This is a genomic window from Pseudomonas sp. LS2P72 (assembly GCF_054897865.1).
Genome location: NZ_CM142708.1, coordinates 74,141 through 100,205 on the forward strand (window position 1 = coordinate 74,141; position 26,065 = coordinate 100,205).

Here is a 26,065-nt window from a genome sequence, read left to right on the forward strand (position 1 = left end):
ACAGACAAAAAATATCGCAAGTTGCGATAATCCTGAGCAGACCAACGGTCTCGCTCAGTACGACTCAGCCTAGTTTTATCGCCGGACGCTGCACGATTGAAAATGTGAGCAGACGTCTCCACATAGAAGTCATAGGCTTCTTTACAGGATCATCCGCATGACCGACCCACTCCTCATCCCCTGCCCCCACTGCAACGGCCTCAACCGCATCCCCGCCGAGCGCCTCAACGACCATCCAAAATGCGGTCGCTGCAAAGCCGAAGTCCTGCTGAACAAACCCTTCGAACTGAAGCAAAGCGATTACGCCAGCCAGATCAAAGGCGATCTGCCGTTGCTGGTGGACGTTTGGGCGGAGTGGTGTGGGCCGTGTAAGTCGTTTGCGCCAGTGTTCGAGCAGGCGGCAGTGCAATTGGCAGGCAAGTGTCGACTGGCCAAGCTGGACAGCGAGGCAAACCAGCAGTTGTCGGCGCAGTTGGGGATCCGTTCGATCCCGAGTCTGATTCTGTTCAAGAACGGCCGGGAAGTGGCGCGTCAGAGCGGCGCCTTCCCGTTACCGCAGTTGATGAGCTGGTTGCGCAGTCAGGGTATCTGAAAGCAATGCATATCCAATTGTGGGAGCGAGCCTGCTCGCGATAGCGGTGTGTCAGTCAACGTTTATATCAACTGACACGACGCTATCGCGAGCAGGCTCGCTCCCACAGTGATTGGGCGTCATTGACGCAATCAGGCATTTTCCAGCAGGTTGTGCAGATCGACGAATTGCTGCGTCAGCTTATGACGCGGGTCGAGGTGGATCAGCGGCGTGTTGGCCTGGTGGGATTCGCGCATGCGCACCGAGCTGCCCAGGTACACCGGTAACACCGGCAGGCCTTCGGCGATCAGTTCGTCTAGGATTTGCTGGGGCAGACTGGCGCGAGCCTGGAACTGGTTGACGACAATCCCTTCGACTTCCAGTCCTTCGTTGTGGTCGTCCTTCAATTCTTCGATTTCCGCCAACAGGCCGTACAGCGCCTGGCGCGAGAAGCTGTCGCAATCGAATGGAATCAGCACACGATCAGCGGCAATCAACGCAGATACCGCGTAAAAATTCAGCGCTGGCGGGGTATCGAGGTAGATCCGGTCGTAATCGCCGTCCAGTTCCTCGAGCAATTTGCGCAGCTTGTTGATCTTGTGTTTGGCCTCAAGCTTGGGCTGCAAGTCAGCCAGCTCGGCAGTGGCAGTGATGACATGGAGGTTGTCGAAGGGGGTTTCGTAGATATCGACCTGGTTTTTCTTCGAGAACGGTCCGGAAGACAGGGTCTGTTTAAAAAAATCGGCGATCCCCATCGGAATGTCATTACCGGTGAGGCCCGTCAGGTACTGTGTGGAGTTGGCCTGGGCATCGAGATCCACCAACAGCGTGCGATAACCCTCGCTGGCACTGACCGCCGCCAGATTGCAGGCAATGCTGGATTTGCCTACGCCACCTTTCTGATTGAACACCACGCGCCGCATGTCAAAACCTCCGTGTATCAAAGAATGACCGAGTGTAGTAGTCCACGGCGTTGCTTAGCTACCTCGCCGGCATCGGGACTACACAGTCAGCGGCAATCTCTCAATAAAAAAACAACCAGTACCGACAGACATATCCACCACGATGCGGATAATGGCCAAATGACAGCCATGCACGAACCAACCGGTACATTTCATTGAGCAAAATGTAACCATCATTTGCTAGACGCCCGCCGCAACGGGATAATGCGCGCCACTCGGTGCTAAGCGCCACGTAAGGTAGTTCGCGTTTTTTGCGACTCACCGCGTCAAAGAAGCCCGCAAGGGCGGGATGAATGTCTGTGATCAATTTCAACATCGCCCAATGGCGCGCGTGGGCCCCTGGGCTCGAAAGCGTGGACGATTGGCAGGCCTGGAGCCGACAGTCGGTCGTGCTTGCGAGCAGCGATGCCGCACCCGACGTCTCGTTTCTGCCGGCCATGCAGCGCCGGCGACTCAGTCGTCTGGCGCGGATGGCGTTCAGTGTCGGTTGGCCCTTGGCCAATGGCCGCCAGGACCTACCGTTGGTCTTTATTTCTCGCCACGGTGAAACCCCGCGTACTTTCGATATCCTCAGCGATCTGGCTGCCGATCAGCCGCTGTCGCCGACTCAATTCAGCCTGTCGGTGCACAACGCGATCATCGGCCTGTGGTCGATCATGCGCGGCGAAACCAGCGAAATGACCGCCCTCGCGGCAGCCGGCGATGGTCTTGAACACGGCATGCTAGAGGCTGCGGCGTTGCTTTCCGAGGGGGCTCCCGCGGTACTGCTGATCGTCACCGAAGAGCAACCGCCCGAAGCCTACTCGACCTGGATCGACGACGTGCCGTTCCCTTATGCGGTCGGCCTGCTGATCACCCCCGGAAACGACTGGCAGCTGTCCCTGAACAGCGCCGCGGATGAGTTGTCCAAAGCCCACTGGCCCCATGCCCTGAACCTATTGCGTACCCTGCTCGGCCAGCAGACCACCTGCCAACATGCCTGGAAAAATCGTGTATGGACCTGGCAACGCAACCTGTAACCGAAAAAAACCGCGACGCCTACTACTGGCGCCTGCTGGCTACCGCCGCAAGCTTCACCCTGTTCGGGTTGGGCGGGCTGTGCCTGCGGCTTGTGGTTTTTCCACTGCTGAATTGCCTGCCCGGCGACGCCCGGACACACCGGCAGCGAGCGCGGCACACCGTCGCCCGCCTGTTCTGGTTTTTTGTGCGGTTCATGGCCCGCACCGGCGTGCTGACTTACGACATCCAGGGCGCCGAAAAGCTCGGTCGACCGGGGCAAATGATCATCGCCAATCACCCGTCACTGATTGATGTGGTGTTCCTGATCGGACTGGTGCGCCACGCCAACTGCGTGGTCAAGAAAAGCCTCTGGGAGAACCCCTTTACCCGCGGCCCGCTGCGCTGCATCGAATACATCAGTAACGACGGCAGCATGGACATGCTCGATGCCGCTGCCGACGCGCTGAAAAGCGGCCAGACCCTGATCATCTTTCCTGAAGGCACCCGCACTCAGCCCGGCCAGGCGCCAGCCTTCCATCGGGGTGCTGCTGCAATCGCTCTACGGGGTGCGAAAATCCTCACCCCGGTGATCATCAAGGTCAGCCCGACCACGTTGACAAAGGCCGAGCCCTGGTATCGGATCCCCAAACGCCGAGTGCACTTCAGTTTCCGTGTCGGGGCCGATATAGATCCACAAGCCTTCGCCTCGCTGGGCCCTGCTCCTCAGGCCTCGCGCAAGCTCAATGACTATCTGCATCATTACTATATTAAGGAGCTCGCCGAAGATGAGCGATCTACACCGTGAAATCAAAGAACTGATCATCGACGCCCTGGGCCTTGAAGACATCAGCGCACAAGACATCGGCGACGACCAGACGCTGTTCGGCGAAGGCCTGGGCCTGGATTCGGTAGATGCACTGGAACTCGGCCTGGCCATTCAGAAAAAGTACGGCATCAAAATCGACGCCGACGCCAAAGACACCCGCAATCACTTCAGCAACGTGGCGAGCCTTGCGGCGTTCGTCACTGCAAAACAGGCAGCTTGAGACCGGACCATGCAAACTCGTGACGACATCTTCAACACCCTGCGCGATGCTCTGGTCGAACTCTTCGAGCTGGACCCCGAGCGCGTAAGCCTCGAATCCAACCTGTATCAGGATCTGGAAATCGACAGCATTGATGCGGTCGACCTGATCGATCACATCAAACGCCAGACCGGCAAGAAAATCGCCGCCGAAGAGTTCAAATCGGTGCGTACCGTCAGCGATGTGGTCGAGGCGGTCTACCGTCTGGTTCAGCCGGCCGCATGAGCCGACTGATCGGCCTCGGCCTGCTGCTGGCGGGCCTGCTGTACCCCTTCGCGGTGTATTTCGGCATGGAACATTTCGCGCCGTGGCAGTTCGGTCTGCTGCTGGGCAGCCTGTGGCTGGCCCGGGCACTGCTCGGTACGCGCAAGCCCGGCAGTTTGTGGATGGCGGTCACAGCAATTGCTTTTTGCCTGTTGCTGGCGCTGTTCGACAGCCCGCTGTTGCTGCGCTGGTACCCGGTGCTGATCAGTGCGTTCATGCTCGGGCTGTTTGGCCTGAGCTTGATCGTTGGCCCGCCGATCATCGAACGCCTGGCGCGATTGCGTGAACCGCAACTGCCGGCCAAGGCGATTGTTTATACCCGCCAGGTAACGATCGTCTGGTGCGTGTTTTTCTTCTTTAACGGTTTGCTCGCCGCCGCCCTGACCCTCTGGGCGCCGCTGAGTTGGTGGATGTTGTACACCGGCCTGATTTCCTACGGATTGATGGGCCTGCTGTTTGCCATTGAATGGCTGATACGACAACGGGTACGAGGCCACCCATGAATTGGATAAAACTTGAGCACCTGTTGCTCAAGGCGCAACCGGAACGTGCCGTGACGGCCGGACCGACACTGAATCACGCACAGCTGTGCGAACAGGCGTTGAGCCTCGCCGCGGGCCTGCAAGCCCAGGGTGTGCGGCGCATTGTCGTGCACCTTGAGGACGCCGCCGACCTGGCGATTGCCCTGCTCGGTGCCTGGCGTGCCGGGGTCAGCGTGCTGCTGCCCGCAGACCTGCAACCCCAGACTCGCCAGCGCTGGTCGACCGAAGTCGATCTGTGGCTGACCGATCAGGCCGATGACGCACACCTGAGCGATTACCGGCATCCGCCGTTGATGGCGGCCGCACTGGATCTGGATCGCTGTTCCTTGAGCCTGTGCACGTCCGGCTCCAGTGGCGAGCCCAAGCGCATCGACAAAACCCTGCGCCAACTGGCCAATGAAGTCGAAGCGCTGGAGCAGCTCTGGGGCGCCGATCTTGGCGCGGCTTGCATCATCGGCAGCGTCGCCACTCAGCATATTTACGGATTGTTGTTTCGAGTACTGTGGCCGCTGTGCGCCGGGCGCTCGTTTGCGCGCAAGCAGCTGGCTTTCCCTGAAGACCTGCAGCGCGCCAGCCGCGAACACCCGGTGTTCGCCTGGGTCGCCAGCCCGGCGCTGCTCAAGCGCATGGGCGACAACCTCGACTGGCCCGCATTAAGTGCGGTTCGCCGAGTATTTTCTTCCGGTGGTGCATTACCGGCCGAGGCCGCACAAAGCCTTCAGCAACGCCTGCAGCAATGGCCGACAGAAATCCTCGGCAGTTCGGAAACCGGCGGCATCGCCTGGCGTCAGGGCCACGCGCTCTGGCAGCCCTTTGCGGACATCGAGTTGAGCCAGGACAGCGACGGTGCGCTGCTCATTGCTTCGCCGTACTTGCCTCCCGGGCACATCGAACACACCGCGGACGCCGCGCGAATCGCTGCCGACGGCCGATTCGAACTGCTCGGACGGCTGGACCGGATCGTCAAACTGGAAGAAAAACGTATCTCTCTACCCATGCTGGAACAGGCCTTAATGGCCCACGACTGGGTCGCCGAAGCGCGTCTTGGCGTGGTTCAGGAAAACCGCGCTTCGTTGGGCGCGCTGCTGGTGCTGACCGAGTCAGGCTTGCATGCCTTGCGCAATCAGGGTCGGCGCACCCTCACGCAAGAACTGCGTCAGCATTTGAGTCAGCATTGCGAAGCCCTGGCGTTGCCACGACGCTGGCGCCTGCTGCGGCAACTGCCGCTGAACGCTCAGGGCAAACTGCCCCAGGCCACCGTTGAAGCCCTGCTGCTGGCGCCGCGCCCAAAGGCGCCGGAAGTGCTGAATCAGGTCGAAGTCGATGGCGAATGGAACCTGCAACTGGCGATACCACCCGACCTCGCCTACTTCAGCGGTCACTTTCCTCAGACGCCGGTATTGCCCGGTGTGGTGCAAGTGGAATGGGCGTTAACGCTGGGTCAGCAATTGATGGACCTGCCGGCAAAATTCGCCGGCATGGAAGTGCTGAAATTCCAGCAACTGGTGCGCCCTGGCGATGAAGTCCAGCTGCACCTGCGCTTCGATCCGACGCGCAACAAGTTGTATTTCACCTATCGCAACGAGACCGCGACCTGCTCCAGTGGGCGGATCTTGCTGGAGGCCTCAAGCGATGCATGACCTTGGTGAGTGCTGCGCACTCAATCGCGAGCAGGCTCGCTCCCACACTGGATCTGCGACCTACACGAATCCCCTGTGGGAGCGAGCCTGCTCGCGATGCGGGCGCCTCGGTGTTTCAGGCGAAACCCATCATGCATAACCCCTGCGCAATCGTCCCGGTTTACAACCACGAAACCGCCATCACCACGGTGGTCGATGCAGTACTCGCCAGCGGCCTGCCGTGCATTTTGGTCGACGATGCCAGCAGCCCGGCCTGCGCAAAGGTGCTGGATCAACTGGCCCTGCGCGACAAGGTGTTCCTGATCCGACTCAGTGCCAACCAGGGCAAGGGTGGCGCGGTCATGACCGGTTTTCGCGAAGCCTCGCGCCTGGGCTTCAGCCATGCCTTGCAGGTGGACGCCGACGGTCAGCATGATCTGCAAGACGTCCAGATTTTCATCGAACTGTCGCGCGCCCATCCCGAGGCGGTGATCTGCGGCTATCCGCGATACGACGCCAGCGTGCCGAAAGGTCGTTTGTACGCCCGCTACCTGACTCACGTCATGGTCTGGATCAACACCCTGTCGTTACAGATTCGCGATTCCATGTGCGGCTTCCGCGTCTATCCGCTGCCACCGACGCTGGCGCTGATCGATTCGGCCAGGATCGGCAAGCGCATGGACTTCGACTCGGACATTCTCGTCCGGCTGGCCTGGCGCAATCTGCCCATGCAATGGCTGCAAACCAACGTCCGTTACCCGCTGGATGGCGTCTCGCATTTCCGCCTGTTCCACGACAACGTGCTGATTACGAGCATGCACACCCGGCTATTCTTCGGCATGTTGCTGCGCGCGCCAGTGATTCTCTGGCGTCGGTGGCGAGCATGAGCGCAGACAAGGAACACTGGGCTGACCGCCAGGAGCGCGGCAGTTTCTGGCTGATGAAGTTCACCGCGTTCTGCGCAAAAGTCTTGGGCCGTCGGTTGTTGAGCCCGTTGCTGTACGGCATCGTGCTGTACTTTTTCCTGTTCGGGCGCAGCGCCCGTCACAGCGCCTGGCAATACCAGCAGCGGCTCGCCGACTGGAGTGGTCGCAATGAATTGCGCCCGACCCATTGGCGAGTGTTCGGCCAGTTCATGGCCTTCGCCGACTCCATGCTCGACAAGCTCGACGTATGGAACGGCAAGTTGAGCATCGAACAGATCGAAATCATCGACCCGGCCTTGCTGCGCAATCAACTGCGCGGCACCCGCGGGCAGATGCTGGTGGGCGCGCACCTGGGCAACCTCGAGGTCTGCCGCGCGTTGGCCGAGATCGGCGAAAAAGTCACGATGAACGTGCTGGTGCACACCAAACACGCCGAGCAATTCAATCGTTTGCTCGGTGAAGCCGGCGCGACCAATTTGCGACTGATTCAGGTCAGCGAGCTGGACCCGCTGATCATGCTGCAACTCCATGAACGCCTGGAGCGCGGCGAGTGGCTGGCGATTGCCGGCGATCGCGTGCCGCTGCACGGCGGGCGCAGCGTGACGGTGGACTTTCTCGGCCATCAAGCCGCGTTCCCTCAGGGCCCATGGTTGCTGGCCGGTCTGCTGAAATGCCCGATCAACCTGATGCTGTGCCTGAAGAAGCCGGCGGGCGACTATCGACTGACCCTCGAACCGTTCGCCGAGGCCGTGGTGTGGAAGCGCAGCGACCGCGAGCAGGTCATTCATCAGTGGGCCTCCCGCTATGCCGAACGCTTGGGTCACTATTGCCTTGAAGCGCCCCAACAATGGTTCAACTTTTACCCTTTCTGGAAGACCGATGACGACGCCAACGCTTGAGCCGGTAACCTTCGGCGAACTCCCTTTGCGCATCGAAGACGTGCTGGCCCTGGCCAACCGTCAGGTGCCGACGCAGTTGCAAAGCGACCCTGCGTACCGCGAGCGTATCGCCAAGGGTGCGCGATTCCTGGACTCCCTGCTGGACAAGGAAGGCGTGATCTACGGCGTGACCACCGGCTACGGCGATTCTTGCGTGGTCGCGGTGCCGCTGCATCACGTCGAGGCATTGCCCCGTCATCTGTACACGTTCCACGGCTGCGGCCTGGGCAAATTGCTCGACGCTCAGGCCACTCGCGCGGTGCTGGCGGCACGTTTGCAGTCGCTGTGCCACGGCGTGTCCGGGGTGCGCGTGGAACTGCTGGAACGCCTGCAAGCCTTCCTCGAGCACGACATTCTGCCGCTGATTCCGGAAGAAGGTTCAGTGGGCGCCAGCGGTGATCTGACGCCGTTGTCCTATGTCGCCGCGACCTTGTCCGGCGAGCGCGAAGTGATGTTCCGTGGCGAACGCTGGCAAGCCGCCGATGTACACCGGGAACTCGGTTGGGAGCCGCTGGTTCTGCGCCCGAAAGAAGCGCTGGCGCTGATGAACGGCACCGCCGTCATGACTGGCCTCGCATGCCTGGCCTACGCCCGCGCCGATTACCTGCTGCAACTGGCCACGCGCATCACCGCGCTGAACGTGGTCGCCCTGCAAGGCAACCCCGAGCACTTCGACGAGCGCCTGTTCGCCACCAAACCGCATCCGGGGCAGATGCAAGTTGCCGCGTGGCTGCGCAAGGATCTGGCGATCGACGCGCCGACCGCGCCGCTGCATCGCCTGCAAGACCGTTATTCCCTGCGTTGCGCACCCCACGTCCTCGGCGTATTGGCCGACAGCCTGAACTGGCTGCGCTCGTTCATCGAGATCGAGCTCAACAGCGCCAACGACAACCCGATCATCGACGCCGAAGCCGAACGCGTGCTGCACGGCGGGCACTTCTATGGCGGCCACATTGCGTTTGCCATGGACAGCCTGAAAAACCTGGTGGCCAACGTCGCCGACCTGCTCGATCGTCAACTCGCCTTGCTGGTGGACGAGCGTTATAACCACGGTTTGCCGAGCAACCTGTCCGGCGCCACCGCGGATCGCGCGATGCTCAACCACGGCTTCAAAGCCGTGCAGATCGGCACCAGTGCCTGGACCGCCGAAGCGCTGAAAAACACCATGCCGGCCAGCGTCTTCTCGCGCTCCACCGAGTGCCACAACCAGGACAAAGTGAGCATGGGCACCATCGCCGCCCGCGATGCGATCCGTGTGCTGGAACTGACCGAACAGGTCGCCGCTGCCACCCTGCTGGCCGCCAACCAAGGCGTCTGGCTGCGCAGCAAGGCCGAGGATGCGCGCCCGTTGCCGCCAGCCTTGGCCGAGATGCACGAAGAACTGGCCAAGGACTTCCCGCCGGTCATCGAAGACCGTGCCCTGGAAGGCGAGTTGCGCCTGTGCCTGAAGCGAATTGCCGAGCAATACTGGAGGCTGCATGCGTAGCAAGGGAGTGCTTCACACCGATACGGAAATCCTCGTGCCGTTCTTTGATGTCGACACCATGAACGTCGTCTGGCACGGCCATTACATCAAATACCTGGAAGTCGCCCGCTGCGCGCTGCTGGACAAGATCGGCCACAACTACACGGCCATGGTCGAGTCGGGCTACGCGTGGCCAGTGATCGATCTGCAACTGCGTTATGTGCGCGGCGCGGTGTTCGGCCAAAAGCTCAACGTGCGCGCCAATCTGGTGGAATGGGAGAACCGTCTGAAGATCAGCTACCTGATCAGCGATCTGCAAACCGGCGAACGCTTGACCCGCGCCAGTTCCGTGCAGGTCGCCGTCGACATGAGCAGCCGCGAAATGCAGTTGGCCTCACCCAAGGTCTTCACCGACGCTGTTGAAAGGATGCTTGCATGACTCCGTTTTTCAAATGCCTCGGCGCGTTGGCGCTGCTTGGGTTGTCATCGATCGCTCAGGCATTCGATCTGCAACAGCTCAGTGATCAACTGGCAAAACCTGATGTGATCCACGGCAACTTCATCCAGGAAAAACACCTGCGCGCCCTGCCTCAGCCGCTAACCAGCAAGGGCACTTTTGTCCTCGCTAAAAACCACGGCTTGCTCTGGCTGCTGAAAACCCCGCTGCAACAGGATTACCGCATCAGCGACAAAGGCATTGCCCGGCGTGACGCCAACGGCTGGCAAATGCTCCCGAGCAAGAGTGCCGGCGCCGAGCAGAACCGTTTGTTTCTTGCCGTACTGCAAGGTGACAGCAGCGGGCTGCAACGAGACTTCGAGCTTTCACTAAGCGGCGATGCACAGAACTGGAAACTGACGCTGACCCCGCGCTCCATGCTGCTCAAGCAGGTGTTCACTCAGATCAACATTGCCGGTGGCGAACTGGTGCACAGCATCGAGCTGCTCGAAACCCAAGGCGACAGCACGCTTTTGCGCATGCAGGACAGCACCAGCGCCCAACCTTTGAGCGATGCGGAGCAACATGACTTTGCCGAGTGAACGGAGTCTTCCACGGCTGTTTCTGATCCTGCTGCTGGCGGTGCTCGCGCTCGCCGGTTGGCAATGGCGTGACGGCGCCCCGCTGTCGGCCAACCTGATGGAACTAGTGCCGGGCACGGCGCCGGACGCGCTGGAACTGCGCGCCGAACAACGCATGCAAGAACCGCTGAACCGCGAAATGCTGGTACTGGTCGGCCACACCGATCGCCAGCAAGCCGTCGCGATGGCGCAGAAACTGGGTGAGCAGTGGCAGGCCAGCGGCTTGTTCGAAAAGGTCCAGTGGAACCTGCAAGCTGACTTGCCGGCGCTGCGCACGCAATTGCTCAATGGCCGACTCGCGATGTTGTCAGCAGCTGACCGGCAGCAACTGATCGAGCATCCCGACGCCTTTATCCAGCAGCGAGTACAAGCGCTGTTCGACCCTTTCACCGGTTTCAGTCTGGTGCCGAGCCAGGATGACTGGCTGGGCCTGACCGGGCGCATCCAGAACAGCCAGCCGCAACACGGTTCGGTGCAACTGGACATCGGCAGCGGTGCGCTGGTCGCCGATGCCGACGGCAAGAGTTGGGTGTTGCTGCGCTCGCGCACCACGGGCAACGCCTTCGACATGAACCTGCCGCTGCAAGTGGCCGACCTGCTTCAGCACAGCCGTGAACAAGCCGCCCAGGCCAACGTTCAATTGCTTGCCGCCAGCGGCTTGCTCTATGCGGCCAGTGGGCAAAAGCAAGCCACCCGGGAAATGACCTGGGTCGGTGGCGGTGCCACGGTGGGCATTCTGTTGCTGTTGCTGCTGGCCTTCCGGCGCTGGCGGGTGTTGCTGGCCTTCGTTCCGGTGCTGGTCGGCATGCTCTTCGGTGCGGTGGCCTGCGTGGCGCTGTTCGGCCATATGCATGTGATGACGCTGGTGCTCGGTTCCAGCCTGATCGGCGTGGCGGTCGATTACCCGCTGCATTACCTGTCCAAGAGCTGGAGCCTGAAACCCTGGCACAGTTGGCCGGCGCTGCGCCTGACGTTGCCAGGCCTGACGCTGAGCCTGATCACCAGTTGCATTGGTTACCTGGCCCTGGCCTGGACACCGTTCCCGGCGCTGACCCAGATTGCCGTGTTCTCTGCCGCCGGCCTGCTCGGCGCTTATTTGTCCGCGGTGTGCCTGCTGCCGGCACTGCTCAAGGGTATAGATCTGCGCCCAGCGCAGTGGCCACTGCGGGTGGCCGAGTTTTTACTGGGGCGCCGTGAAGCGTTGCTCAAACTCGCGAGTACGCCGGTGCTGCTGGCGCTGCTGATTGCCTTTTGTGTGGGCGGCCTGTTGCAGCTCGACGCCAAAAACGACATTCGCCAGTGGGTCGGTGCACCGCAGCAACTGACTGACGAAGCACAAACCATTGCACGCATCACCGGCTATCAACCCACCAGCCAGTTCTTCCTGGTGCGCGCGGCCAATCAGCAGCAACTGCTGGAACGCCAAACCGCGCTGAGCGAGCGACTGGATCAGTTGGTCAACCTGGAAAAACTCCAGGGTTATCTGTCGCTCAATCAACTGGTCAGCCAACCCAGCGAACAGCGGAAAGTGCGTGAAGCGCTGAACAAGTTGCCGCAGTTCTGGCAACCGCTGATCGATGTCGGCGTGCCGGCCGAGGCGCTGCAAGCAGAGCTCACGAAGTTGCAGGCACTGCCCACCGAAGACATCGACGCGGCGCTGGCCGGTCCGTTGGCGGAACCCTATCGCGCGCTGTGGCTGGGACCGACCGATGACGGCGTAGCGGCGATGGTCAGCCTGCAAGGGCTGAACAATCCTGCCCTGCTGCGCGTCCAGGCGCTGGATTTGCCGGGCGTGGAACTGGTGGACCGCCTCGGTGAGTTGAACAAGGTGTTCGCCGACACTCAGATCAGCGCCGCAGAGTTGAAACTCGCTTCCTGTGTGTTGATCGTGCTGGTGCTGATTCTGCCGTTCGGCTTCGGCGGCGCGTTGCGGATCGTCGCCCTGCCGCTGCTGGCCGCGCTGTGCAGCCTGGCCAGTCTCGGCTGGCTGGGGCAACCGCTGACGCTGTTCAGCCTGTTCGGCCTGCTGCTGGTGACGGCCATCAGCGTCGATTACGCGATCCTCATGCGTGAACAGGTCGGTGGCGCTGCCGTGAGCCTGCTGGGCACCTTGCTGGCGGCGATCACCACGTGGCTGTCGTTCGGTTTGCTGGCGGTGTCCAGCACGCCGGCGGTGAGCAATTTCGGTCTGTCGGTGAGCCTCGGCCTGGCGTTCAGCTTCATTCTTGCGCCATGGGCAGGACGCCAGGTTCATGCCGCCCCGGTCACGGAGTCAGCCACATGATGATCGCCGTTTTCTGGCTCATGGCCCTGGCGCTGTTCGCCGTGGCCACTCGTGTCGGTCGTCACTTCGGCGTGATCCCGATCGTCAGCCAGTTGCTGCTGGCCACCTTCGGCCTGCCGCTGCTGATGTACTTCTGGATCGAACCCCAGTGGCAACTGAGCGGCGCCGCGCTGGTCGCGCCGGCCTGGCTGAAAAACGTCTACAGCCTGGGCTTTGCCTTGTTGCTGGGGCACATTCTCAGTGACGTGATCGACCTGCGACTCGACCGTCAGAGCCTGAAAATCGCCCTGCCGAGTTTCTGCATTCCGTTTGCCTGCGGCCTCGCGACAGCGGTCTGGCTGTTACCGCCGCAACCCTGGATCAGTTCGCTGGCGGTCGGCCTGCTGTTCGCCATCACCGCGATTCCGGTGTTGTATCTGTACCTGCGGCACATCAAATACCCGCCTGCCGCTACCCGGCGACTGGTGCAGACCGCCATCCTCATCGACCTCACCTGCTGGACCCTGTTTGCCATCGCCCAGGGCAGCCTGCACCTGAGCAGTCTCTTGCTGCCGCTGGCCGGGGCCTGCCTGCCGTTGCTGCTGCGTCTGCTCCGATTGCGCCAACCGTTGCTGCACAGCGGTTGCTTCTTCGCACTGCTGGTCGTGGCGGAACACTTCAAGCTCAATGCGCTGATTTTCGGCATCGGTTACCTGCTGTGGATGGCCGCGCTCAAAGTGCCGCTGGTGTTGCCGTTGCCAGTGATCTGGATGAGTCACTTGCAGACGTATATTGCGATCCCGCTGATCCTCACGTTCGGCATCGTGCAAATCAACGTCCACGCGGCCATGGCCAGCCTCGGCTGGGTGCAACTGGCCGCACTCCTGCTATTCCCGATTGCCAGTAAACTGCTGGGCAACTGGCTGGGCCTCGGCTGGGCCGGCGCCTCGTTTGAAGGCGCCAGTCGCTGGCGGGAAAGCGTCTTGCTGAATATTCGTGGCTTGAGCGAGATCGTCTTTCTCAACCTGCTGCTGCAACAACAACTCATCAGCCCGGCGCTGTACTTCGCGCTGATGGTGATGGGCCTGATCGCGACACTGCTGCCGGCATTCGCCGGCATGCACCGAACCCCTCTGAACATCGCCGTCCCGGCAAGGAGCCCCCGTGCCAACAGTTGAAATGGAACATCGCCAGGTCGTGGTTATCGGTGCAGGTCCGTCGGGCGCCATCGCCGCCGCGCTGCTCAAGCGCAAAGGTCATGACGTGTTGATGATCGAACGCCAGCATTTCCCACGGTTTTCCATCGGTGAAAGCCTGCTGTCCCACTGCCTGGATTTCGTCGAAGAAGCCGGCATGCTCGAGGCGGTGAACGCCGCCGGATTCCAGTTGAAAAACGGTGCGGCATTCGCTTGGGGCGAGCAATACAGCGCCTTTGATTTCGGCGAGACGTTCAGCAACGGCAAGCCGACCACCTTCCAGGTCCTGCGTGCCGATTTCGACAAGCTGCTAGCCGATCAGGCCGCGCTGCAAGGCGTCGACGTTCGTTACGGCGAAGCCATCGTCAGCGTCGATTTCAACCTGCCGAAACCGCAGCTCGATGTGCTTCGCGAAGACGGCAGTCAGTACCGCGTCGAAGCCGATTTCGTGCTTGATGCCAGCGGCTACGGCCGTGTGTTGCCGCGCTTGCTCGACCTTGAAGCGCCGTCGGATTTCCCGGTGCGCCAGGCCGTGTTCACCCACGTCGAAGACCACATCGACAACCCGACCTTCGAGCGCGAAAAAATCCTCATCACCACCCATCCGATCCACCGCGATATCTGGTTCTGGACCATCCCGTTCAGCAACGGCCGTTGCTCGGTGGGCGTGGTCGCGGCAGCCGAACACTTCGACGGTCGCATGGAAAATCTGGACGAGTGCCTGCGAGGGTTTATCGCTGAAACCCCAAGCCTGGCCGGTGTATTGAACAACGCCGTGTGGGATACGCCTGCTCGAACCATCGGTGGCTACTCGGCCAACGTCAAAACCCTCCACGGGCCTGGCTTTGCCCTGCTCGGCAACGCGGCGGAATTCCTCGACCCGGTGTTTTCCTCCGGCGTGACCATCGCCATGCGCTCGGCGAGCATGGCCGCCGGGGTTCTGCATCGCCAACTGCAGGGCGAAAATGTCGACTGGCAGACTGAGTTCGCCATCCCGCTCAAGCGCGGCGTCGACACGTTCCGTTGCTACGTCGAAGGCTGGTACGCCGGGACGTTCCAGGACGTGATCTACCATGAGGGCGGCTCGCCCGATATTCGCCGCATGATCAGTTCGATTCTGGCCGGGTATGCCTGGGACGAGCGCAATCCGTTCGTCGCCGAACCCAAGCGCCGACTGCGGATGCTCTCGGAGCTCTGTGCAAAGGACGCCACATGAGCTACTTGAGCGACACCTACGTTGAAGAAACCCGTTTCGGTTTCTGGTTCCTGCGCAGCCACACCTGGCAGCACCATGTGCTGCGAGTGGCAATCAGCGATTTGCGTAGTCTGTTCAGCGAAACTCCGCCGAGCAATCCGGTGCTGCTGGATGCGGGTTGCGGTCAGGGCAAGTCGTTCCAATACCTGCGCCAGACCTTTGCCCCGCAGCGCCTGATTGCTCTGGACGCCGACCCTCACAGCCTGAACCTGGCCGGCGAAGAAGCCGTCCGTCAGGGCATGGAGGTGGAGTTGACCGGCAGTGACTGCGCGAGCATCAACGTCCCCGACGCCAGCGTCGATCTGCTGTTCTGTCACCAGACCTTCCATCATCTGGTGCAGCAGGAGCAGGCACTGGCCGAGTTCTACCGGGTGCTCAAGCCCGGTGGCTATCTGCTGTTCGCCGAATCCACCGAGGCTTACATTGATACCTGGGTGATCCGCTGGTTGTTCCGCCATCCGATGCACGTGCAAAAGAGCGCCGCCGGATACCTGGACATGATTCGCCAGCAGGGTTTCGAACTCGGTCCGCAAAACGTGTCTTATCCATACTTGTGGTGGAGCCGCGCCAAGGATTTCGGCCTGTTTGAACGCTTGGGTCTGCGCCAGCCAAAGCCCTTCGGCCAACGGGAAGAAACCCTGGTCAATGTGGTTGCGCGCAAACCCCTTGAAGGTACTGCTTGATGTCTAGCGCAATTCAAACCTGTGGGAGCGAGCCTGCTCGCGAAAGCGGTGTGTCAGTCAACAATAGTGTTGGATCTGCCGACGCATTCGCGAGCAGGCTCGCTCCCACAGGGATAGCGGGCATCCTGAGATTTTTGCTCCTCGGCGCGGTCCTGTTGCTGAGCGCCTGTGCCAGCCGGGCGCCGCTGCCCGAGCAAACCCCGAACCTGTCGTTGCCGCTGCAATTGCACATCCAGCGCCTGGTGGCCGACCAACGTCAGGACTGGGTGCTGGTGATCCAGCGTGAAGGCCTTGGCATTCGCTGGTCGATGATGGACTTGCTGGGCATTCCACAGGCACGCCAGAAACTGGTCGATGGCGAGTGGCAGGCTGACGGTCTGCTGCCACCCAATCCGGAAGCACGAGAGCTGTTCGCCGCGCTGTTGTTTGCGCTGACCCCCAAAGATGAACTGTCGGGCAACTATCCCGCCGCGTGGCAGCATGGCTCGCAACGATCCTTGCCAGCGCACTGGGAAGTCCGCTACTCACAACCCATGAGCTTTGAATTGAACCTGCCCAAAGGCCCGAAATATCAAGTCACGCCACTCAGCGGGGACGCGCCATGACGGCCTACCTGAATGCCCTCGGGGTGATCTGCGCCCTGGGCCGCGACAAGTCCGAAGTCACCCGCAACCTGTTTGCCGGCGACTGTTCGGGCATGCGCAATGAGACCGGCTGGGTGGCGGAACGGTCGTTGCCCGTGGCCGCGGTTCGCGGCGAACTGGCGCCGATCCCGGCTGAGCTTGCGCCGCAAGACACCCGTAATAATCAATTGCTGCTGGAAGCCGCGCTGCAAATTCGCGAAGACATCGACCAGGCGATCCAGACCTACGGCCGCGACCGCATCGGTATCGTTCTGGGCACCAGCACCTCGGGTATCGACGAAGCCAGCAGCGGCCTGGCCCATTACATCCGCGAGCATCAGTTCCCGGCCGATTACGACTACCAGCAACAGGAACTCGGCGCTCCGGCGAACTTCCTCGCCGACTGGCTGCAATTGAGCGGCCCGGCCTATGTGATTTCCACGGCCTGCACCTCCAGCGCCCGGGCGCTGATGAGTGCTCAGCGACTGCTGGACCTGGGCATTTGCGATGCGGTGCTGTGCGGCGGCGTCGACAGTTTGTGCAAGCTGACCCTCAATGGGTTCTCGGCGCTGGAAGCGGTGTCTGAACAACGCTGCAACCCGTTTTCGGTGAACCGTAACGGCATCAACATTGGCGAAGCGGCGGTGCTGTTTTTGATGAGCAAAAATGTCGGCAACAGCCAGCCGATTGCCCTGCTCGGCAGTGGTGCCAGTTCCGATGCACATCACATTTCTGCGCCGGAACCGACCGGCCGTGGCGCCCTGCAAGCGATGCGCAAAGCCTTGAGCCGAGCACAACTGCAACCGCAACAGATCGATTACCTGAACCTGCACGGCACCGCCACCCAACACAACGACGCCATGGAAAGCCTGGCGGTGGCGACGTTGTTCCCGGCGGGTGTGCCGTGTTCGTCGACCAAACCCATGACCGGCCACACCCTCGGGGCTGCCGGCGCGCTGGAGGCGGCGTTCTGCTGGTTGAGCCTGAGTGCAGGCAACCGCGAGCACGCCCTGCCGCCCCACGCCTGGGACAGCCAACCGGACCCCGATTTGCCAGCCCTGAAATGGGTGACCCCGGCCGATCGCCTGACGTCCATTGCACCTCGCTATCTGATGAGCAATTCCTTTGCCTTCGGTGGTAACAACGTCAGCCTGATTATCGGAGACGCCCCATGATTGACTGGCCGATCGCCGAACTGCTGCCGCACGCTGGCGACATGATCTTCATCGAGCAGGTCCTGTCGTTCGATGACGAGCAGATTTACACCCGTCTCACGGTCAGACCCGATGGCCTGTTCAACCGCCCGGACGGCAGCCTGCCAGCCTGGGTCGGCATCGAACTGATGGCCCAGAGCGTCGCCGCCTACGCCGGTTGCCATGCACGTCAACGTGGCGATGCGGTGGAGCTGGGGTTTCTGCTCGGCACCCGCAAATTCGAATGCAACGTCGAGCACTTCCCCGCCGGCACGGAGCTGACCATCCACGGCATCCGCTCGCTGGAAGACGACAACGGCATGGGCGTGTTCGAATGCCACATCACCGCCCGCGGCATTCACGCCACCGCTCGTCTGAACGTGTTCCGTCCGCCTCAGGCTGCTCAATATCTTCATGAAACCCAAGGAACCCAGCCATGACTGAATCCGTACTGATCACCGGTTCCAGCCGTGGCATCGGCCGCGCTATCGCTTTGCGTCTGGCCCAGGCCGGGCATGACATCGTGCTGCATTGCCGCAGCGGCCTTACGGACGCTGAAGCCGTGAAGGCCGAAATCGAAGCCTTGGGGCGCAACGTGCGCATTCTGCAATTCGACGTGTCCGAGCGCGCCAGCTGCAAAGCCGTTCTCGAAGCCGACGTGGAAACCCACGGCGCCTATTACGGTGTGGTGCTGAACGCCGGCCTGACGCGCGACGGTGCTTTTCCAGCCCTGAGCGAAGATGATTGGGATGTGGTGATGCGCACCAACCTCGACGGTTTCTACAACGTGCTGCACCCGGTGATGATGCCGATGATTCGTCGTCGCGCGGCCGGGCGGATTGTTTGCATCACCTCGGTTTCCGGGTTGATCGGCAACCGTGGGCAGGTCAACTACAGCGCCTCCAAGGCCGGTTTGATCGGCGCGGCGAAGGCGTTGGCGATCGAGTTGGGCAAGCGCAAAATTACCGTTAACTGTGTCGCACCCGGCTTGATCGACACCGCGATGCTCGATGAAAACGTGCCGGTGGAAGAAATGATGAAAATGATCCCCGCACAACGCATGGGCACCCCGGAAGAGGTGGCCAGCGCGGTGAATTTCCTGATGTCGGCGGAAGCGTCGTACATCACCCGGCAGGTTCTGGCCGTTAACGGAGGCCTGTGCTGATGAAGCGCGTCGTCGTCACCGGCATGGCCGGCATCACCTCACTGGGCAGCGATTGGGACACCATCGTCGCTAACTTCGCGGCCAACCGCAGCGGTATCCGCCGGATGGATGAGTGGGATCGCTTCACCGAACTCAACACGCGCCTGGCGGGGCCGATCGACGACTTCAAGGTGCCGAGCCACTGGACCCGCAAGCAATTGCGCAGCATGGGCCGCGTCTCGCGCCTGGCGGTCGGCGCGGCGGAACAGGCATTGGCCGATGCCGGTCTGTTGGGTGACCCGTCGATCAAGGACGGGCGCATGGGCGTTTCCTGCGGCTCATCCACCGGCAGCACCGACGAGATCAAGGCGTTCGGCAACATGCTGCTCAACTCGGTGGCCGAGGGCCTGAATGCCAACTCCTATGTGCGCATGATGCCGCACACCACAGCGGCGAATATCAGCATCTTCTTCGGCCTCACCGGTCGCCTGATCCCGACCTCCAGCGCTTGCACCAGCGGCAGTCAGGGCATCGGTTATGCCTACGAGTCGGTCAAATTCGGTCGCCTGCCATTGATGCTCGCCGGCGGTGCCGAAGAACTGTGCCCGACCGAAGCCATGGTCTTCGACGCGCTCTACGCCACCAGCCTGAAAAACGATGCGCCGCAGACTTCCCCACGCCCGTACGACAGCGGCCGCGATGGCCTGGTGATCGGTGAAGGCAGCGGCATGCTGGTGCTCGAAGAACTCGAACACGCCTTGGCTCGCGGTGCGCACATCCACGCTGAACTCGTCGGCTTCGGCAGCAACGCCGACGGCCAGCACGCCACCCGCCCAGAGCAGGTCACCATGCGCCGGGCCATGGAACTGGCCCTGGAAGACGCCGGGCTGCAACCTTCAGACATCGGCTACGTGAATGGTCACGGCACCGCGACTGAACAGGGCGACATTGCCGAAACACTGGCAACGAGCGCGTTGTTCGGCGAGCACATGCCGATCAGCTCGCAGAAGAGTTTCCTCGGGCACACCCTTGGAGCCTGCGGTGCGCTGGAATCCTGGTTCAGCATCGAAATGATGAACCGCGACGTGTACGTCCACACCCTCAACCTCGACGACGTCGACCCGCACTGCGGCAAACTCGATTACCTGCGCGGCGAGTTCCGGCAGATGAGCAACCAGTACGTGATGAACAACAACTTTGCGTTTGGTGGGGTTAATACTTCGCTGATCTTTCGGCGCTGGTCGTAACGCCTGAAACGACAAAGGGCGCCTTTCGGCGCCCCTTCACAAACAGGTCGGCTTGTCATCGCCCTGTACCTGTCTGGCTCTGCGATGGCTGGTTACCCAGGATCCTCAGAGTCTCACAAGCCCCTTTCGGGTACGCGGATAGTATTGGTACCCAAGAAGTACGGTGATGCTGCGTTTTGATCGTTCCCACGCTCTGCGTGGGAATGCAGCCCGGGACGCTCTGCGTCCCATCCAGAGCCGAACGCAGAGCGTCCGTTGAGGCATTCCCACGCGGAGCGTGGGAATGATCGGTTGGTCGCTCAGGGTGGATCGAGGTTATCCAATACCCGGTTCACCGCCAACTCTCCCAACATGATCGACTGTTGAATCCCCAGCAGTGTGTTGCTTTGCGATCCTTCCAGATACCTCGCGAAATCGCTCGCCATGACGTTCGCTGATGCCAGGGATTCACAGGCGTATTCCAGCAGGGTGTGGTTGTCGATATCGGGGGCGATGAGGAAGATTTTGCTTGGTTGGCGTGGAGCGTCCGGATCTGTGTCCGGTGGATTTGTTGTTTTAGTCATATTTCGGCTTCCTTGAAAGAGGAGCCACCGAGTTGCTACTAATCAAAAGGGTGGCAGCTGTGCGCAGGTTAGTAGACCGGGGAAGCGCGAAGCCGGCGCGCCCGAAGGCGCCCTGCGCACTGCTGCCATCAAGCGCAGGTATCGAAATACCTGACTGTATGGAACGCAAATACGCTTCGCAAAACCACGGGCTACTAAACCCGATCACTGGAAATCAGTGATGCGAACGAAGTTACCGATGGCCCCCAAAGCGCACAAGCCGGCGGATTCTGGAGTAGTTGTAGGCAATGCCGCAAGGCGCTGTAGCCTGTTCAAGGCAGTTCGGAAATGTCCTACGCCCTTCAGCGAAGCGTCCGCTTTGGCATAGGCAACTGCACCATTTTTGGTGAGATTGCGGACGCTTTCGCGAGCAGGCTCGCTCCCACAGTGGATAGGTGGTAGAGCAGAAATCGTATTCACACCGCAAAACCCTGTGGGAGCGAGCCTGCTCGCGATTGACTGCAAAGCAGTCACGCCCTCAATGGTTCAACCTTACGCGTCAACAACTCCACAAACGCCTTGGCCATCGGCGACTTCTGATCCTTGCGCTGCACCAGCCACACCGCCGACACCGCCTCTGGATCAAGCAACGGCCGATACACCACCCCTTCGATGCGCATCCGCTGATAAGACGCCGGCAGCACGGACACACCCAACCCCGCCGCCACTAAGCCGATAATCGTCATCGCCTCGCCCGCCTCCTGGGCGAAGTGCGGACTGAAACCGGCATCCCGCGCCAGGCTGAGCAATTGTGCGTACAGGCCACTGCCATAACTGCGTGGGAAAAATACGAAGGGCTCAAGGGCCAGCGCTGACAGAAACAAACCTTCTTCACTATCGGTCACCAACGGATGTTTCGAACTGAGCACCGCCACCAGCGGCTCACGCATCAACTCCACCACGCTGAGCGAGTCCGGCAAACCAAGCGGCCGCATGATCCCGACTTCAATCGACTCATCCACCAACGCATCGGCGACCTGGGTGCTGCTCATCTCCCGCAGGTGGAGGTGCACCGCCGGAAATCGCTGGCGAAACGAAAAAATCGCCTGGGGGATGGTCGAGTTGAACGGCGCCGACGAGGTGAAGCCAATCTTCAGTTCACCCAACTCACCCAACTGCGCCCGCCGTGCAACATCCGCCGCCTTATCGACTTGAGCGAGCACCAGCCGCGCCTCTTCCAGAAATAGCCGGCCGGCTTCACTGAGCTCGACCCGACGATTGGTGCGCTCGAATAACCGCGCACCCACCTCTTGCTCCAGCGCCTGAATCTGCTGACTCAGCGGCGGTTGCGAGATGCCCAGCACCTGGGCGGCGCGGCCGAAGTGCAGCTCTTCGGCGACAGCGATGAAGTAGCGCAGGTGACGCAATTCCATGAAAACTCCATTAGGTCGTTAAACCTATCAAACAGGTCGAACAATATATTGGATTGAATCATTAGGCAGCTATATGCTTTTTTCATTGCCTGACCGGCTGCGCTCTCCGAGGTCCGAAGTGAAAACTGCTGTCGCTCCACTTGCCCATGAAGTCCCGCCCGCAGCGCTGGACGATGCTGTCTCTGAACTGAAAGAGATCTATATCGAAAAGGGCACGCCGATGTTCATGCGCACGGTGCTGGCGCTGTTCTCCGGCGGCTTCGCGACCTTCGCTCTGCTGTATTGCGTGCAGCCCATGATGCCGTTGCTGTCCCATGAGTACTCCATCAATGCAGCGCAGAGCAGTCTGATCCTGTCGGTCGCCACCGGCATGCTCGCCATCGGCCTGCTGATCACCGGCCCGATCTCTGATCGCATCGGCCGCAAACCGGTGATGGTCGCCGCGCTGTTCGCCGCCGCGCTCTGCACTATCGCCAGTTCAATGATGCCGAGCTGGCACGGCGTGTTGGTAATGCGGGCGCTGATAGGGTTGTCATTAAGCGGTCTGGCAGCAGTCGCCATGACTTACCTGAGCGAAGAGATCCACCCGCAACACATCGGCCTGGCCATGGGTTTGTACATTGCCGGCAACGCGATTGGCGGGATGTGCGGACGCTTGATCACCGGCGTGTTGATCGACTTCGTCAGCTGGCACACGGCGATGCTGGTGATCGGCGGCCTGGCCATGATCGCGGCGGCGGTGTTCTGGAAAATCCTTCCCGAATCGCGCAACTTCCGCGCCCGCTCATTGCACCCGCGAAGCTTGATTGACGGCTTCACCATGCACTTTCGCGACGCCGGCCTGCCGCTGCTGTTCCTTGAAGCCTTCGTGCTGATGGGCGCGTTCGTCACCCTCTTCAACTACATCGGCTATCGCCTGCTGGCCGAGCCGTACCACATGGATCAGGCCTTCGTCGGGCTGCTGTCGGTGGTGTACCTGTCGGGTATCTACAGTTCAGCGAAAATCGGCGCCCTGGCCGACCAACTCGGCCGTCGCAAAGTGCTCTGGGCCACCATCGTGCTGATGATCGCCGGCCTCGCCCTGACCATGCTCACGCCGCTGCCGGTGGTGATCATCGGCATGCTGATCTTCACCTTCGGCTTCTTCGGCGCCCATTCGGTGGCGAGTAGCTGGATTGGCCGTCGTGCGATCAAGGCCAAGGGGCAGGCGTCGTCGCTTTATCTGTTCAGCTATTACGCCGGATCGAGCATCGCCGGGACGGCGGGCGGGGTGTTCTGGCACATGGGCGGGTGGAACGGGATCGGGTTGTTCATTGGCGGGTTGCTGGTGATTGCGCTGCTGGTGGCGTTGAAACTGGCGAAGTTGCCGCCGCTGGGTGGTGTAAAGGCTTAAACACAAATATCCAGTCATCCATAAACAACTGTGGGAGCGAGCCTGCTCGCGATGGCGGCATAACAGCCAACTTGGATGTTGAATGTTATGGCCTCATCGCGAGCAGGCTCGCTCCCACAGAAAAGCCGGGTGTCTGTTAACCCGCGACGATCACTCGTGATACTGCGCCGACAGTTCATGCACCGCGCGCAGGAAGGCGCCAGCGTGTTCCGGGTCGACTTCAGGGGTGATGCCATGGCCGAGGTTGAACACGTGGCCGCTGCCCTTGCCGTAGCTGGCGAGGATGCGGCCGACTTCGGTGCGAATGGCTTCTGGCTTGGCGTAGAGCACGGTTGGGTCCATGTTGCCTTGCAGGGCGACTTTGCTGCCGACGCGATCACGGGCGCTGCCAATGTCGCAGGTCCAGTCCAGGCCGAGCGCATCAGCGCCAGCGTCGGCAATGCTTTCAAGCCACAGGCCGCCGTTCTTGGTGAACAGGATGACCGGCACTTTGCGGCCTTCGTGTTCACGGATCAGGCCGCTGACGATTTTGCGCATGTAGGCCAGGGAGAACTCCTGGTACGCCGCCGCCGAGAGGCTGCCGCCCCAACTATCGAAGATCTGCACCGCTTGCGCCCCGGCCATGATCTGGCCGTTGAGGTAGCTGGTGACCGTCTGCGCGAGCTTGTCCAGCAGCAGGTGCAAGGCTTGCGGGTTGTCGTAGAGCATGGTTTTGGTCTTGCGGTAGTCTTTCGACGAGCCGCCTTCGACCATGTAAGTGGCCAGGGTCCATGGGCTGCCGGCGAAGCCGATCAGCGGCACGCGGCCGTTCAGTTCGCGGCGGATGGTGCTGACCGCGTCCATGACGTAGCCGAGGTCTTTGTGCGGATCAGGAATCGGCAGCGCTTCGATATCAGCCAGGGTGCTGACGACTTTCTTGAAGCGCGGACCTTCACCGGTTTCGAAGTACAAGCCTTGGCCCATGGCATCGGGGATGGTCAGGATGTCGGAGAACAGGATCGCCGCGTCCAGTTGTGGGTAGCGGTCGAGCGGCTGCATCGTGACTTCGCAAGCGAACTCCGGGTTCATGCACAGGCTCATGAAGTCGCCGGCCTTGGCACGGCTGGCGCGGTATTCCGGCAGGTAGCGACCGGCCTGACGCATCATCCAGACAGGCGTGACGTCTACGGGTTGCTTGAGCAGGGCGCGAAGGAAACGGTCGTTCTTCAGGGCAGTCATGTCGGCATCCGGAAAAAAAGTGCGGGCATTTTCTCAGAGCGCGGCGCAAAAGGCACGGTTGCAGGTCAGCCTTTTGTCTATCGGGTCAATTTGTCGCGCCAGTCAAACGCGGCGCCACGCCTCCTGAACCTTTGCCGGAGGCGCAAACGGGCGTGTTCGTGAGGGCGACGTCACATCTACTCGCACTCTTCCAAGACCCGCTTAACAACAAATTAACCGTCCCTTCCTAGCATCCGCGCCTCTTATGGAGGGGTGTCGATGTATAGAAAACTGCATTTCGCGTCAGGTTCATTGGTACTGGCCATTATTGTCAGTGGCTGTTCACAGGCATCCGACACGCCGGAATCCGCCCCTGTAAAGGTCAGCATCGAAACCCTGGAAGCCAGGCCCCTTTCCGTCACCAGCGAATTGAGTGGCCGGGTTGCGGCACCACGCATTGCCCAGGTACGCGCCCGAGTGGCTGGGGTGGTGCACAAAAGCGTGTTCGAGCAAGGCAGTGAAGTGAAACAGGGTGACGTTCTGTTTTACATCGACCCTGCGCCCCTTCAAGCCGATCTGGACAGTGCCGTGGCCGGACTGAAAAGAGCGCAGGCCGATGCGACGCGCGCGCGCCTGCAAGAACAGCGCTACCGCCGATTGATCTCGGGCAATGCGATCAGCGCCCAGGAATATGACAACACGCGCGCGGCGGCTCAGCAGGCCGAGGCTGACGTCGCGGCCAACCAGGCGATGGTGCAACGCGCGCGTCTGAATTTGAGTTATTCCACTGTTACCGCTCCCATCTCCGGGCGCATCGGTCGCGCATTGGTGACCGAAGGCGCTCTGGTCGGACAGAACGAATCAACACCGCTGGCGCTAATTCAGCAACTGGACCCGATTCACGTCGACCTGACTCAATCGACCCGTGAGCTCAACGAACTACGCCGCTCTTTGCGCTCCGGCCAGTTGCAACAGCTTGGTCAGGATCAGGCCAAAGCCACGCTGATTCAGGACGACGGCAGCCTCTATTCGTTGCCCGGCAAGCTGCTTTTCAGCGACATCACCGTCGACCCCGGCACTGGCCAGATCATCCTGCGCAGCGAGTTTCCCAATCCGGATCTCGACTTGCTGCCCGGCAGCTTCGTGCGGGTCCGGCTGGAGCAGGCCATCGATCAACGCGGCATCAGCGTCCCGCAGCGCGCCATCGTGCGCAACAGCGCGGGATTGCCCCAAGTACTGCTGGTCGATGACGAACAGCGCGTGAGCCTGAAAACGGTGCAACTGGGCGCGGTAAATCAGCATCGATGGGTGGTCACTGATGGCCTCAAATCGGGTGATCGCATCGTCGTCGAAGGTCTGCAACATGCTCGTCCCGGCGAAAAAGTCGAGATCGACAACTCCCCTCTTCCCCTTGCCCAGGCGACTGGTCAGTAAGCAGGACGCTTTTT

27 protein-coding genes are annotated in these 26,065 nt (G+C 61.1%); 23 read left to right on the plus strand and 4 right to left on the minus strand.

Annotated features, from left to right (window positions below; genetic code table 11):
* Positions 1–157 precede the first annotated feature (157 nt).
* A complete protein-coding gene (gene trxC, locus ACYZUA_RS00275) occupies positions 158–592 on the plus strand; it encodes a thioredoxin TrxC (RefSeq protein ID WP_056741233.1) in 435 nt (144 codons plus the stop codon).
* A gap of 131 nt (positions 593–723) precedes the next feature.
* Here the strand turns inward: trxC and ACYZUA_RS00280 are convergent, their stop codons facing one another.
* Complete coding sequence (locus ACYZUA_RS00280) at positions 724–1,494, minus strand: ParA family protein (RefSeq protein WP_223431087.1); 771 nt, start codon at positions 1,492–1,494, stop codon at positions 724–726.
* A gap of 332 nt (positions 1,495–1,826) precedes the next feature.
* Here ACYZUA_RS00280 and ACYZUA_RS00285 point away from each other — a divergent pair, with 332 nt between their 5' ends.
* The 20 genes from ACYZUA_RS00285 (at position 1,827) to ACYZUA_RS00380 (ending at position 20,052) form a co-directional block, all read left to right on the plus strand.
* Entirely contained in the window at positions 1,827–2,552 is a 726-nt protein-coding gene (locus ACYZUA_RS00285) for a beta-ketoacyl synthase chain length factor (protein ID WP_461961636.1), read from the plus strand.
* Positions 2,528–3,337, plus strand: a complete 810-nt coding sequence (locus ACYZUA_RS00290; protein WP_461961637.1) for a lysophospholipid acyltransferase family protein — start codon at positions 2,528–2,530, stop codon at positions 3,335–3,337. Before ACYZUA_RS00285 ends, ACYZUA_RS00290 begins: the two co-directional genes overlap by 25 nt.
* Entirely contained in the window at positions 3,318–3,578 is a 261-nt protein-coding gene (locus ACYZUA_RS00295; protein ID WP_008149626.1) for a phosphopantetheine-binding protein, read from the plus strand. Before ACYZUA_RS00290 ends, ACYZUA_RS00295 begins: the two co-directional genes overlap by 20 nt.
* A gap of 9 nt (positions 3,579–3,587) precedes the next feature.
* On the plus strand, positions 3,588–3,842 hold the full coding sequence (locus tag ACYZUA_RS00300) for an acyl carrier protein (protein ID WP_007992314.1): 255 nt from the start codon (positions 3,588–3,590) through the stop codon (positions 3,840–3,842).
* A complete protein-coding gene (locus tag ACYZUA_RS00305; protein WP_461961638.1) occupies positions 3,839–4,384 on the plus strand; it encodes a COG4648 family protein in 546 nt (181 codons plus the stop codon). Before ACYZUA_RS00300 ends, ACYZUA_RS00305 begins: the two co-directional genes overlap by 4 nt.
* Positions 4,381–6,063 carry an AMP-binding protein gene (locus ACYZUA_RS00310; protein WP_461961639.1) on the plus strand — a complete coding sequence of 561 codons (1,683 nt, stop codon included), beginning with the start codon at positions 4,381–4,383 and terminating at the stop codon, positions 6,061–6,063. Before ACYZUA_RS00305 ends, ACYZUA_RS00310 begins: the two co-directional genes overlap by 4 nt.
* A 131-nt stretch (positions 6,064–6,194) precedes the next feature.
* Entirely contained in the window at positions 6,195–6,929 is a 735-nt protein-coding gene (locus ACYZUA_RS00315; protein WP_461961640.1) for a glycosyltransferase family 2 protein, read from the plus strand.
* Positions 6,926–7,867, plus strand: coding sequence for an LpxL/LpxP family acyltransferase (locus tag ACYZUA_RS00320; protein WP_461961641.1), 942 nt, complete (start codon positions 6,926–6,928; stop codon positions 7,865–7,867). Before ACYZUA_RS00315 ends, ACYZUA_RS00320 begins: the two co-directional genes overlap by 4 nt.
* On the plus strand, positions 7,848–9,392 hold the full coding sequence (locus ACYZUA_RS00325; protein ID WP_461961642.1) for an HAL/PAL/TAL family ammonia-lyase: 1,545 nt from the start codon (positions 7,848–7,850) through the stop codon (positions 9,390–9,392). The genes ACYZUA_RS00320 and ACYZUA_RS00325 overlap by 20 nt, the downstream gene beginning before the upstream one ends.
* Positions 9,385–9,810 (plus strand): acyl-CoA thioesterase, encoded by a 426-nt coding sequence (locus tag ACYZUA_RS00330; RefSeq protein ID WP_056741216.1) that lies wholly within the window; start codon positions 9,385–9,387, stop codon positions 9,808–9,810. Before ACYZUA_RS00325 ends, ACYZUA_RS00330 begins: the two co-directional genes overlap by 8 nt.
* On the plus strand, positions 9,807–10,409 hold the full coding sequence (locus ACYZUA_RS00335) for an outer membrane lipoprotein carrier protein LolA (RefSeq protein WP_461961643.1): 603 nt from the start codon (positions 9,807–9,809) through the stop codon (positions 10,407–10,409). The genes ACYZUA_RS00330 and ACYZUA_RS00335 overlap by 4 nt, the downstream gene beginning before the upstream one ends.
* Positions 10,393–12,732: an MMPL family transporter gene (locus ACYZUA_RS00340; RefSeq protein WP_461961644.1), complete on the plus strand. Its 2,340-nt coding sequence runs from the start codon at positions 10,393–10,395 to the stop codon at positions 12,730–12,732. Before ACYZUA_RS00335 ends, ACYZUA_RS00340 begins: the two co-directional genes overlap by 17 nt.
* On the plus strand, positions 12,729–13,889 hold the full coding sequence (locus ACYZUA_RS00345; RefSeq protein ID WP_461961645.1) for a cation:proton antiporter: 1,161 nt from the start codon (positions 12,729–12,731) through the stop codon (positions 13,887–13,889). Before ACYZUA_RS00340 ends, ACYZUA_RS00345 begins: the two co-directional genes overlap by 4 nt.
* A complete protein-coding gene (locus ACYZUA_RS00350; protein ID WP_461961646.1) occupies positions 13,876–15,123 on the plus strand; it encodes an NAD(P)/FAD-dependent oxidoreductase in 1,248 nt (415 codons plus the stop codon). The genes ACYZUA_RS00345 and ACYZUA_RS00350 overlap by 14 nt, the downstream gene beginning before the upstream one ends.
* Positions 15,120–15,845 carry a class I SAM-dependent methyltransferase gene (locus ACYZUA_RS00355; protein ID WP_461961647.1) on the plus strand — a complete coding sequence of 242 codons (726 nt, stop codon included), beginning with the start codon at positions 15,120–15,122 and terminating at the stop codon, positions 15,843–15,845. The genes ACYZUA_RS00350 and ACYZUA_RS00355 overlap by 4 nt, the downstream gene beginning before the upstream one ends.
* Positions 15,845–16,450 carry a hypothetical protein gene (locus tag ACYZUA_RS00360; protein ID WP_461961648.1) on the plus strand — a complete coding sequence of 202 codons (606 nt, stop codon included), beginning with the start codon at positions 15,845–15,847 and terminating at the stop codon, positions 16,448–16,450. The genes ACYZUA_RS00355 and ACYZUA_RS00360 overlap by 1 nt, the downstream gene beginning before the upstream one ends.
* Positions 16,447–17,643: a beta-ketoacyl-[acyl-carrier-protein] synthase family protein gene (locus tag ACYZUA_RS00365; RefSeq protein ID WP_461961649.1), complete on the plus strand. Its 1,197-nt coding sequence runs from the start codon at positions 16,447–16,449 to the stop codon at positions 17,641–17,643. The genes ACYZUA_RS00360 and ACYZUA_RS00365 overlap by 4 nt, the downstream gene beginning before the upstream one ends.
* Positions 17,640–18,101 carry a hotdog family protein gene (locus ACYZUA_RS00370; protein ID WP_461961650.1) on the plus strand — a complete coding sequence of 154 codons (462 nt, stop codon included), beginning with the start codon at positions 17,640–17,642 and terminating at the stop codon, positions 18,099–18,101. Before ACYZUA_RS00365 ends, ACYZUA_RS00370 begins: the two co-directional genes overlap by 4 nt.
* Positions 18,098–18,826: a 3-oxoacyl-ACP reductase FabG gene (gene fabG / locus ACYZUA_RS00375; protein ID WP_461961651.1), complete on the plus strand. Its 729-nt coding sequence runs from the start codon at positions 18,098–18,100 to the stop codon at positions 18,824–18,826. The genes ACYZUA_RS00370 and fabG overlap by 4 nt, the downstream gene beginning before the upstream one ends.
* A complete protein-coding gene (locus tag ACYZUA_RS00380) occupies positions 18,826–20,052 on the plus strand; it encodes a beta-ketoacyl-ACP synthase (protein WP_461961652.1) in 1,227 nt (408 codons plus the stop codon). Before fabG ends, ACYZUA_RS00380 begins: the two co-directional genes overlap by 1 nt.
* Before the next feature lie 299 nt (positions 20,053–20,351).
* On the opposite strand, the gene ACYZUA_RS00385 is transcribed toward ACYZUA_RS00380, so the two are convergent.
* Complete coding sequence (locus tag ACYZUA_RS00385) at positions 20,352–20,615, minus strand: DUF6124 family protein (RefSeq protein ID WP_461961653.1); 264 nt, start codon at positions 20,613–20,615, stop codon at positions 20,352–20,354.
* 509 nt (positions 20,616–21,124) lie between these two features.
* Positions 21,125–22,027 (minus strand): LysR family transcriptional regulator, encoded by a 903-nt coding sequence (locus ACYZUA_RS00390; RefSeq protein ID WP_461961654.1) that lies wholly within the window; start codon positions 22,025–22,027, stop codon positions 21,125–21,127.
* Positions 22,028–22,145: 118 nt separating this feature from the next.
* Here ACYZUA_RS00390 and ACYZUA_RS00395 point away from each other — a divergent pair, with 118 nt between their 5' ends.
* A complete protein-coding gene (locus tag ACYZUA_RS00395; RefSeq protein ID WP_461961655.1) occupies positions 22,146–23,420 on the plus strand; it encodes an MFS transporter in 1,275 nt (424 codons plus the stop codon).
* Positions 23,421–23,570: 150 nt separating this feature from the next.
* On the opposite strand, the gene hemE is transcribed toward ACYZUA_RS00395, so the two are convergent.
* Positions 23,571–24,638 carry a uroporphyrinogen decarboxylase gene (gene hemE, locus ACYZUA_RS00400; RefSeq protein ID WP_056741195.1) on the minus strand — a complete coding sequence of 356 codons (1,068 nt, stop codon included), beginning with the start codon at positions 24,636–24,638 and terminating at the stop codon, positions 23,571–23,573.
* A 258-nt stretch (positions 24,639–24,896) separates the two neighbouring features.
* Between hemE and ACYZUA_RS00405 the strand changes: the two genes are divergently transcribed.
* A complete protein-coding gene (locus ACYZUA_RS00405) occupies positions 24,897–26,051 on the plus strand; it encodes an efflux RND transporter periplasmic adaptor subunit (RefSeq protein ID WP_309674470.1) in 1,155 nt (384 codons plus the stop codon).
* Positions 26,052–26,065 lie beyond the last annotated feature (14 nt).

Coding starts and splice junctions, on each gene's coding strand:
- trxC (WP_056741233.1), top strand. CDS start 158: ATGACCGACCCACTCCTCATCCCCTGCCCCCACTGCAACGGCCTCAAC.
- ACYZUA_RS00280 (WP_223431087.1), bottom strand. CDS start 1,494: ATGCGGCGCGTGGTGTTCAATCAGAAAGGTGGCGTAGGCAAATCCAGC.
- ACYZUA_RS00285 (WP_461961636.1), top strand. CDS start 1,827: ATGTCTGTGATCAATTTCAACATCGCCCAATGGCGCGCGTGGGCCCCT.
- ACYZUA_RS00290 (WP_461961637.1), top strand. CDS start 2,528: ATGGACCTGGCAACGCAACCTGTAACCGAAAAAAACCGCGACGCCTAC.
- ACYZUA_RS00295 (WP_008149626.1), top strand. CDS start 3,318: ATGAGCGATCTACACCGTGAAATCAAAGAACTGATCATCGACGCCCTG.
- ACYZUA_RS00300 (WP_007992314.1), top strand. CDS start 3,588: ATGCAAACTCGTGACGACATCTTCAACACCCTGCGCGATGCTCTGGTC.
- ACYZUA_RS00305 (WP_461961638.1), top strand. CDS start 3,839: ATGAGCCGACTGATCGGCCTCGGCCTGCTGCTGGCGGGCCTGCTGTAC.
- ACYZUA_RS00310 (WP_461961639.1), top strand. CDS start 4,381: ATGAATTGGATAAAACTTGAGCACCTGTTGCTCAAGGCGCAACCGGAA.
- ACYZUA_RS00315 (WP_461961640.1), top strand. CDS start 6,195: ATGCATAACCCCTGCGCAATCGTCCCGGTTTACAACCACGAAACCGCC.
- ACYZUA_RS00320 (WP_461961641.1), top strand. CDS start 6,926: ATGAGCGCAGACAAGGAACACTGGGCTGACCGCCAGGAGCGCGGCAGT.
- ACYZUA_RS00325 (WP_461961642.1), top strand. CDS start 7,848: ATGACGACGCCAACGCTTGAGCCGGTAACCTTCGGCGAACTCCCTTTG.
- ACYZUA_RS00330 (WP_056741216.1), top strand. CDS start 9,385: ATGCGTAGCAAGGGAGTGCTTCACACCGATACGGAAATCCTCGTGCCG.
- ACYZUA_RS00335 (WP_461961643.1), top strand. CDS start 9,807: ATGACTCCGTTTTTCAAATGCCTCGGCGCGTTGGCGCTGCTTGGGTTG.
- ACYZUA_RS00340 (WP_461961644.1), top strand. CDS start 10,393: ATGACTTTGCCGAGTGAACGGAGTCTTCCACGGCTGTTTCTGATCCTG.
- ACYZUA_RS00345 (WP_461961645.1), top strand. CDS start 12,729: ATGATGATCGCCGTTTTCTGGCTCATGGCCCTGGCGCTGTTCGCCGTG.
- ACYZUA_RS00355 (WP_461961647.1), top strand. CDS start 15,120: ATGAGCTACTTGAGCGACACCTACGTTGAAGAAACCCGTTTCGGTTTC.
- ACYZUA_RS00360 (WP_461961648.1), top strand. CDS start 15,845: ATGTCTAGCGCAATTCAAACCTGTGGGAGCGAGCCTGCTCGCGAAAGC.
- ACYZUA_RS00365 (WP_461961649.1), top strand. CDS start 16,447: ATGACGGCCTACCTGAATGCCCTCGGGGTGATCTGCGCCCTGGGCCGC.
- ACYZUA_RS00370 (WP_461961650.1), top strand. CDS start 17,640: ATGATTGACTGGCCGATCGCCGAACTGCTGCCGCACGCTGGCGACATG.
- fabG (WP_461961651.1), top strand. CDS start 18,098: ATGACTGAATCCGTACTGATCACCGGTTCCAGCCGTGGCATCGGCCGC.
- ACYZUA_RS00380 (WP_461961652.1), top strand. CDS start 18,826: ATGAAGCGCGTCGTCGTCACCGGCATGGCCGGCATCACCTCACTGGGC.
- ACYZUA_RS00385 (WP_461961653.1), bottom strand. CDS start 20,615: ATGACTAAAACAACAAATCCACCGGACACAGATCCGGACGCTCCACGC.
- ACYZUA_RS00390 (WP_461961654.1), bottom strand. CDS start 22,027: ATGGAATTGCGTCACCTGCGCTACTTCATCGCTGTCGCCGAAGAGCTG.
- hemE (WP_056741195.1), bottom strand. CDS start 24,638: ATGACTGCCCTGAAGAACGACCGTTTCCTTCGCGCCCTGCTCAAGCAA.
- ACYZUA_RS00405 (WP_309674470.1), top strand. CDS start 24,897: ATGTATAGAAAACTGCATTTCGCGTCAGGTTCATTGGTACTGGCCATT.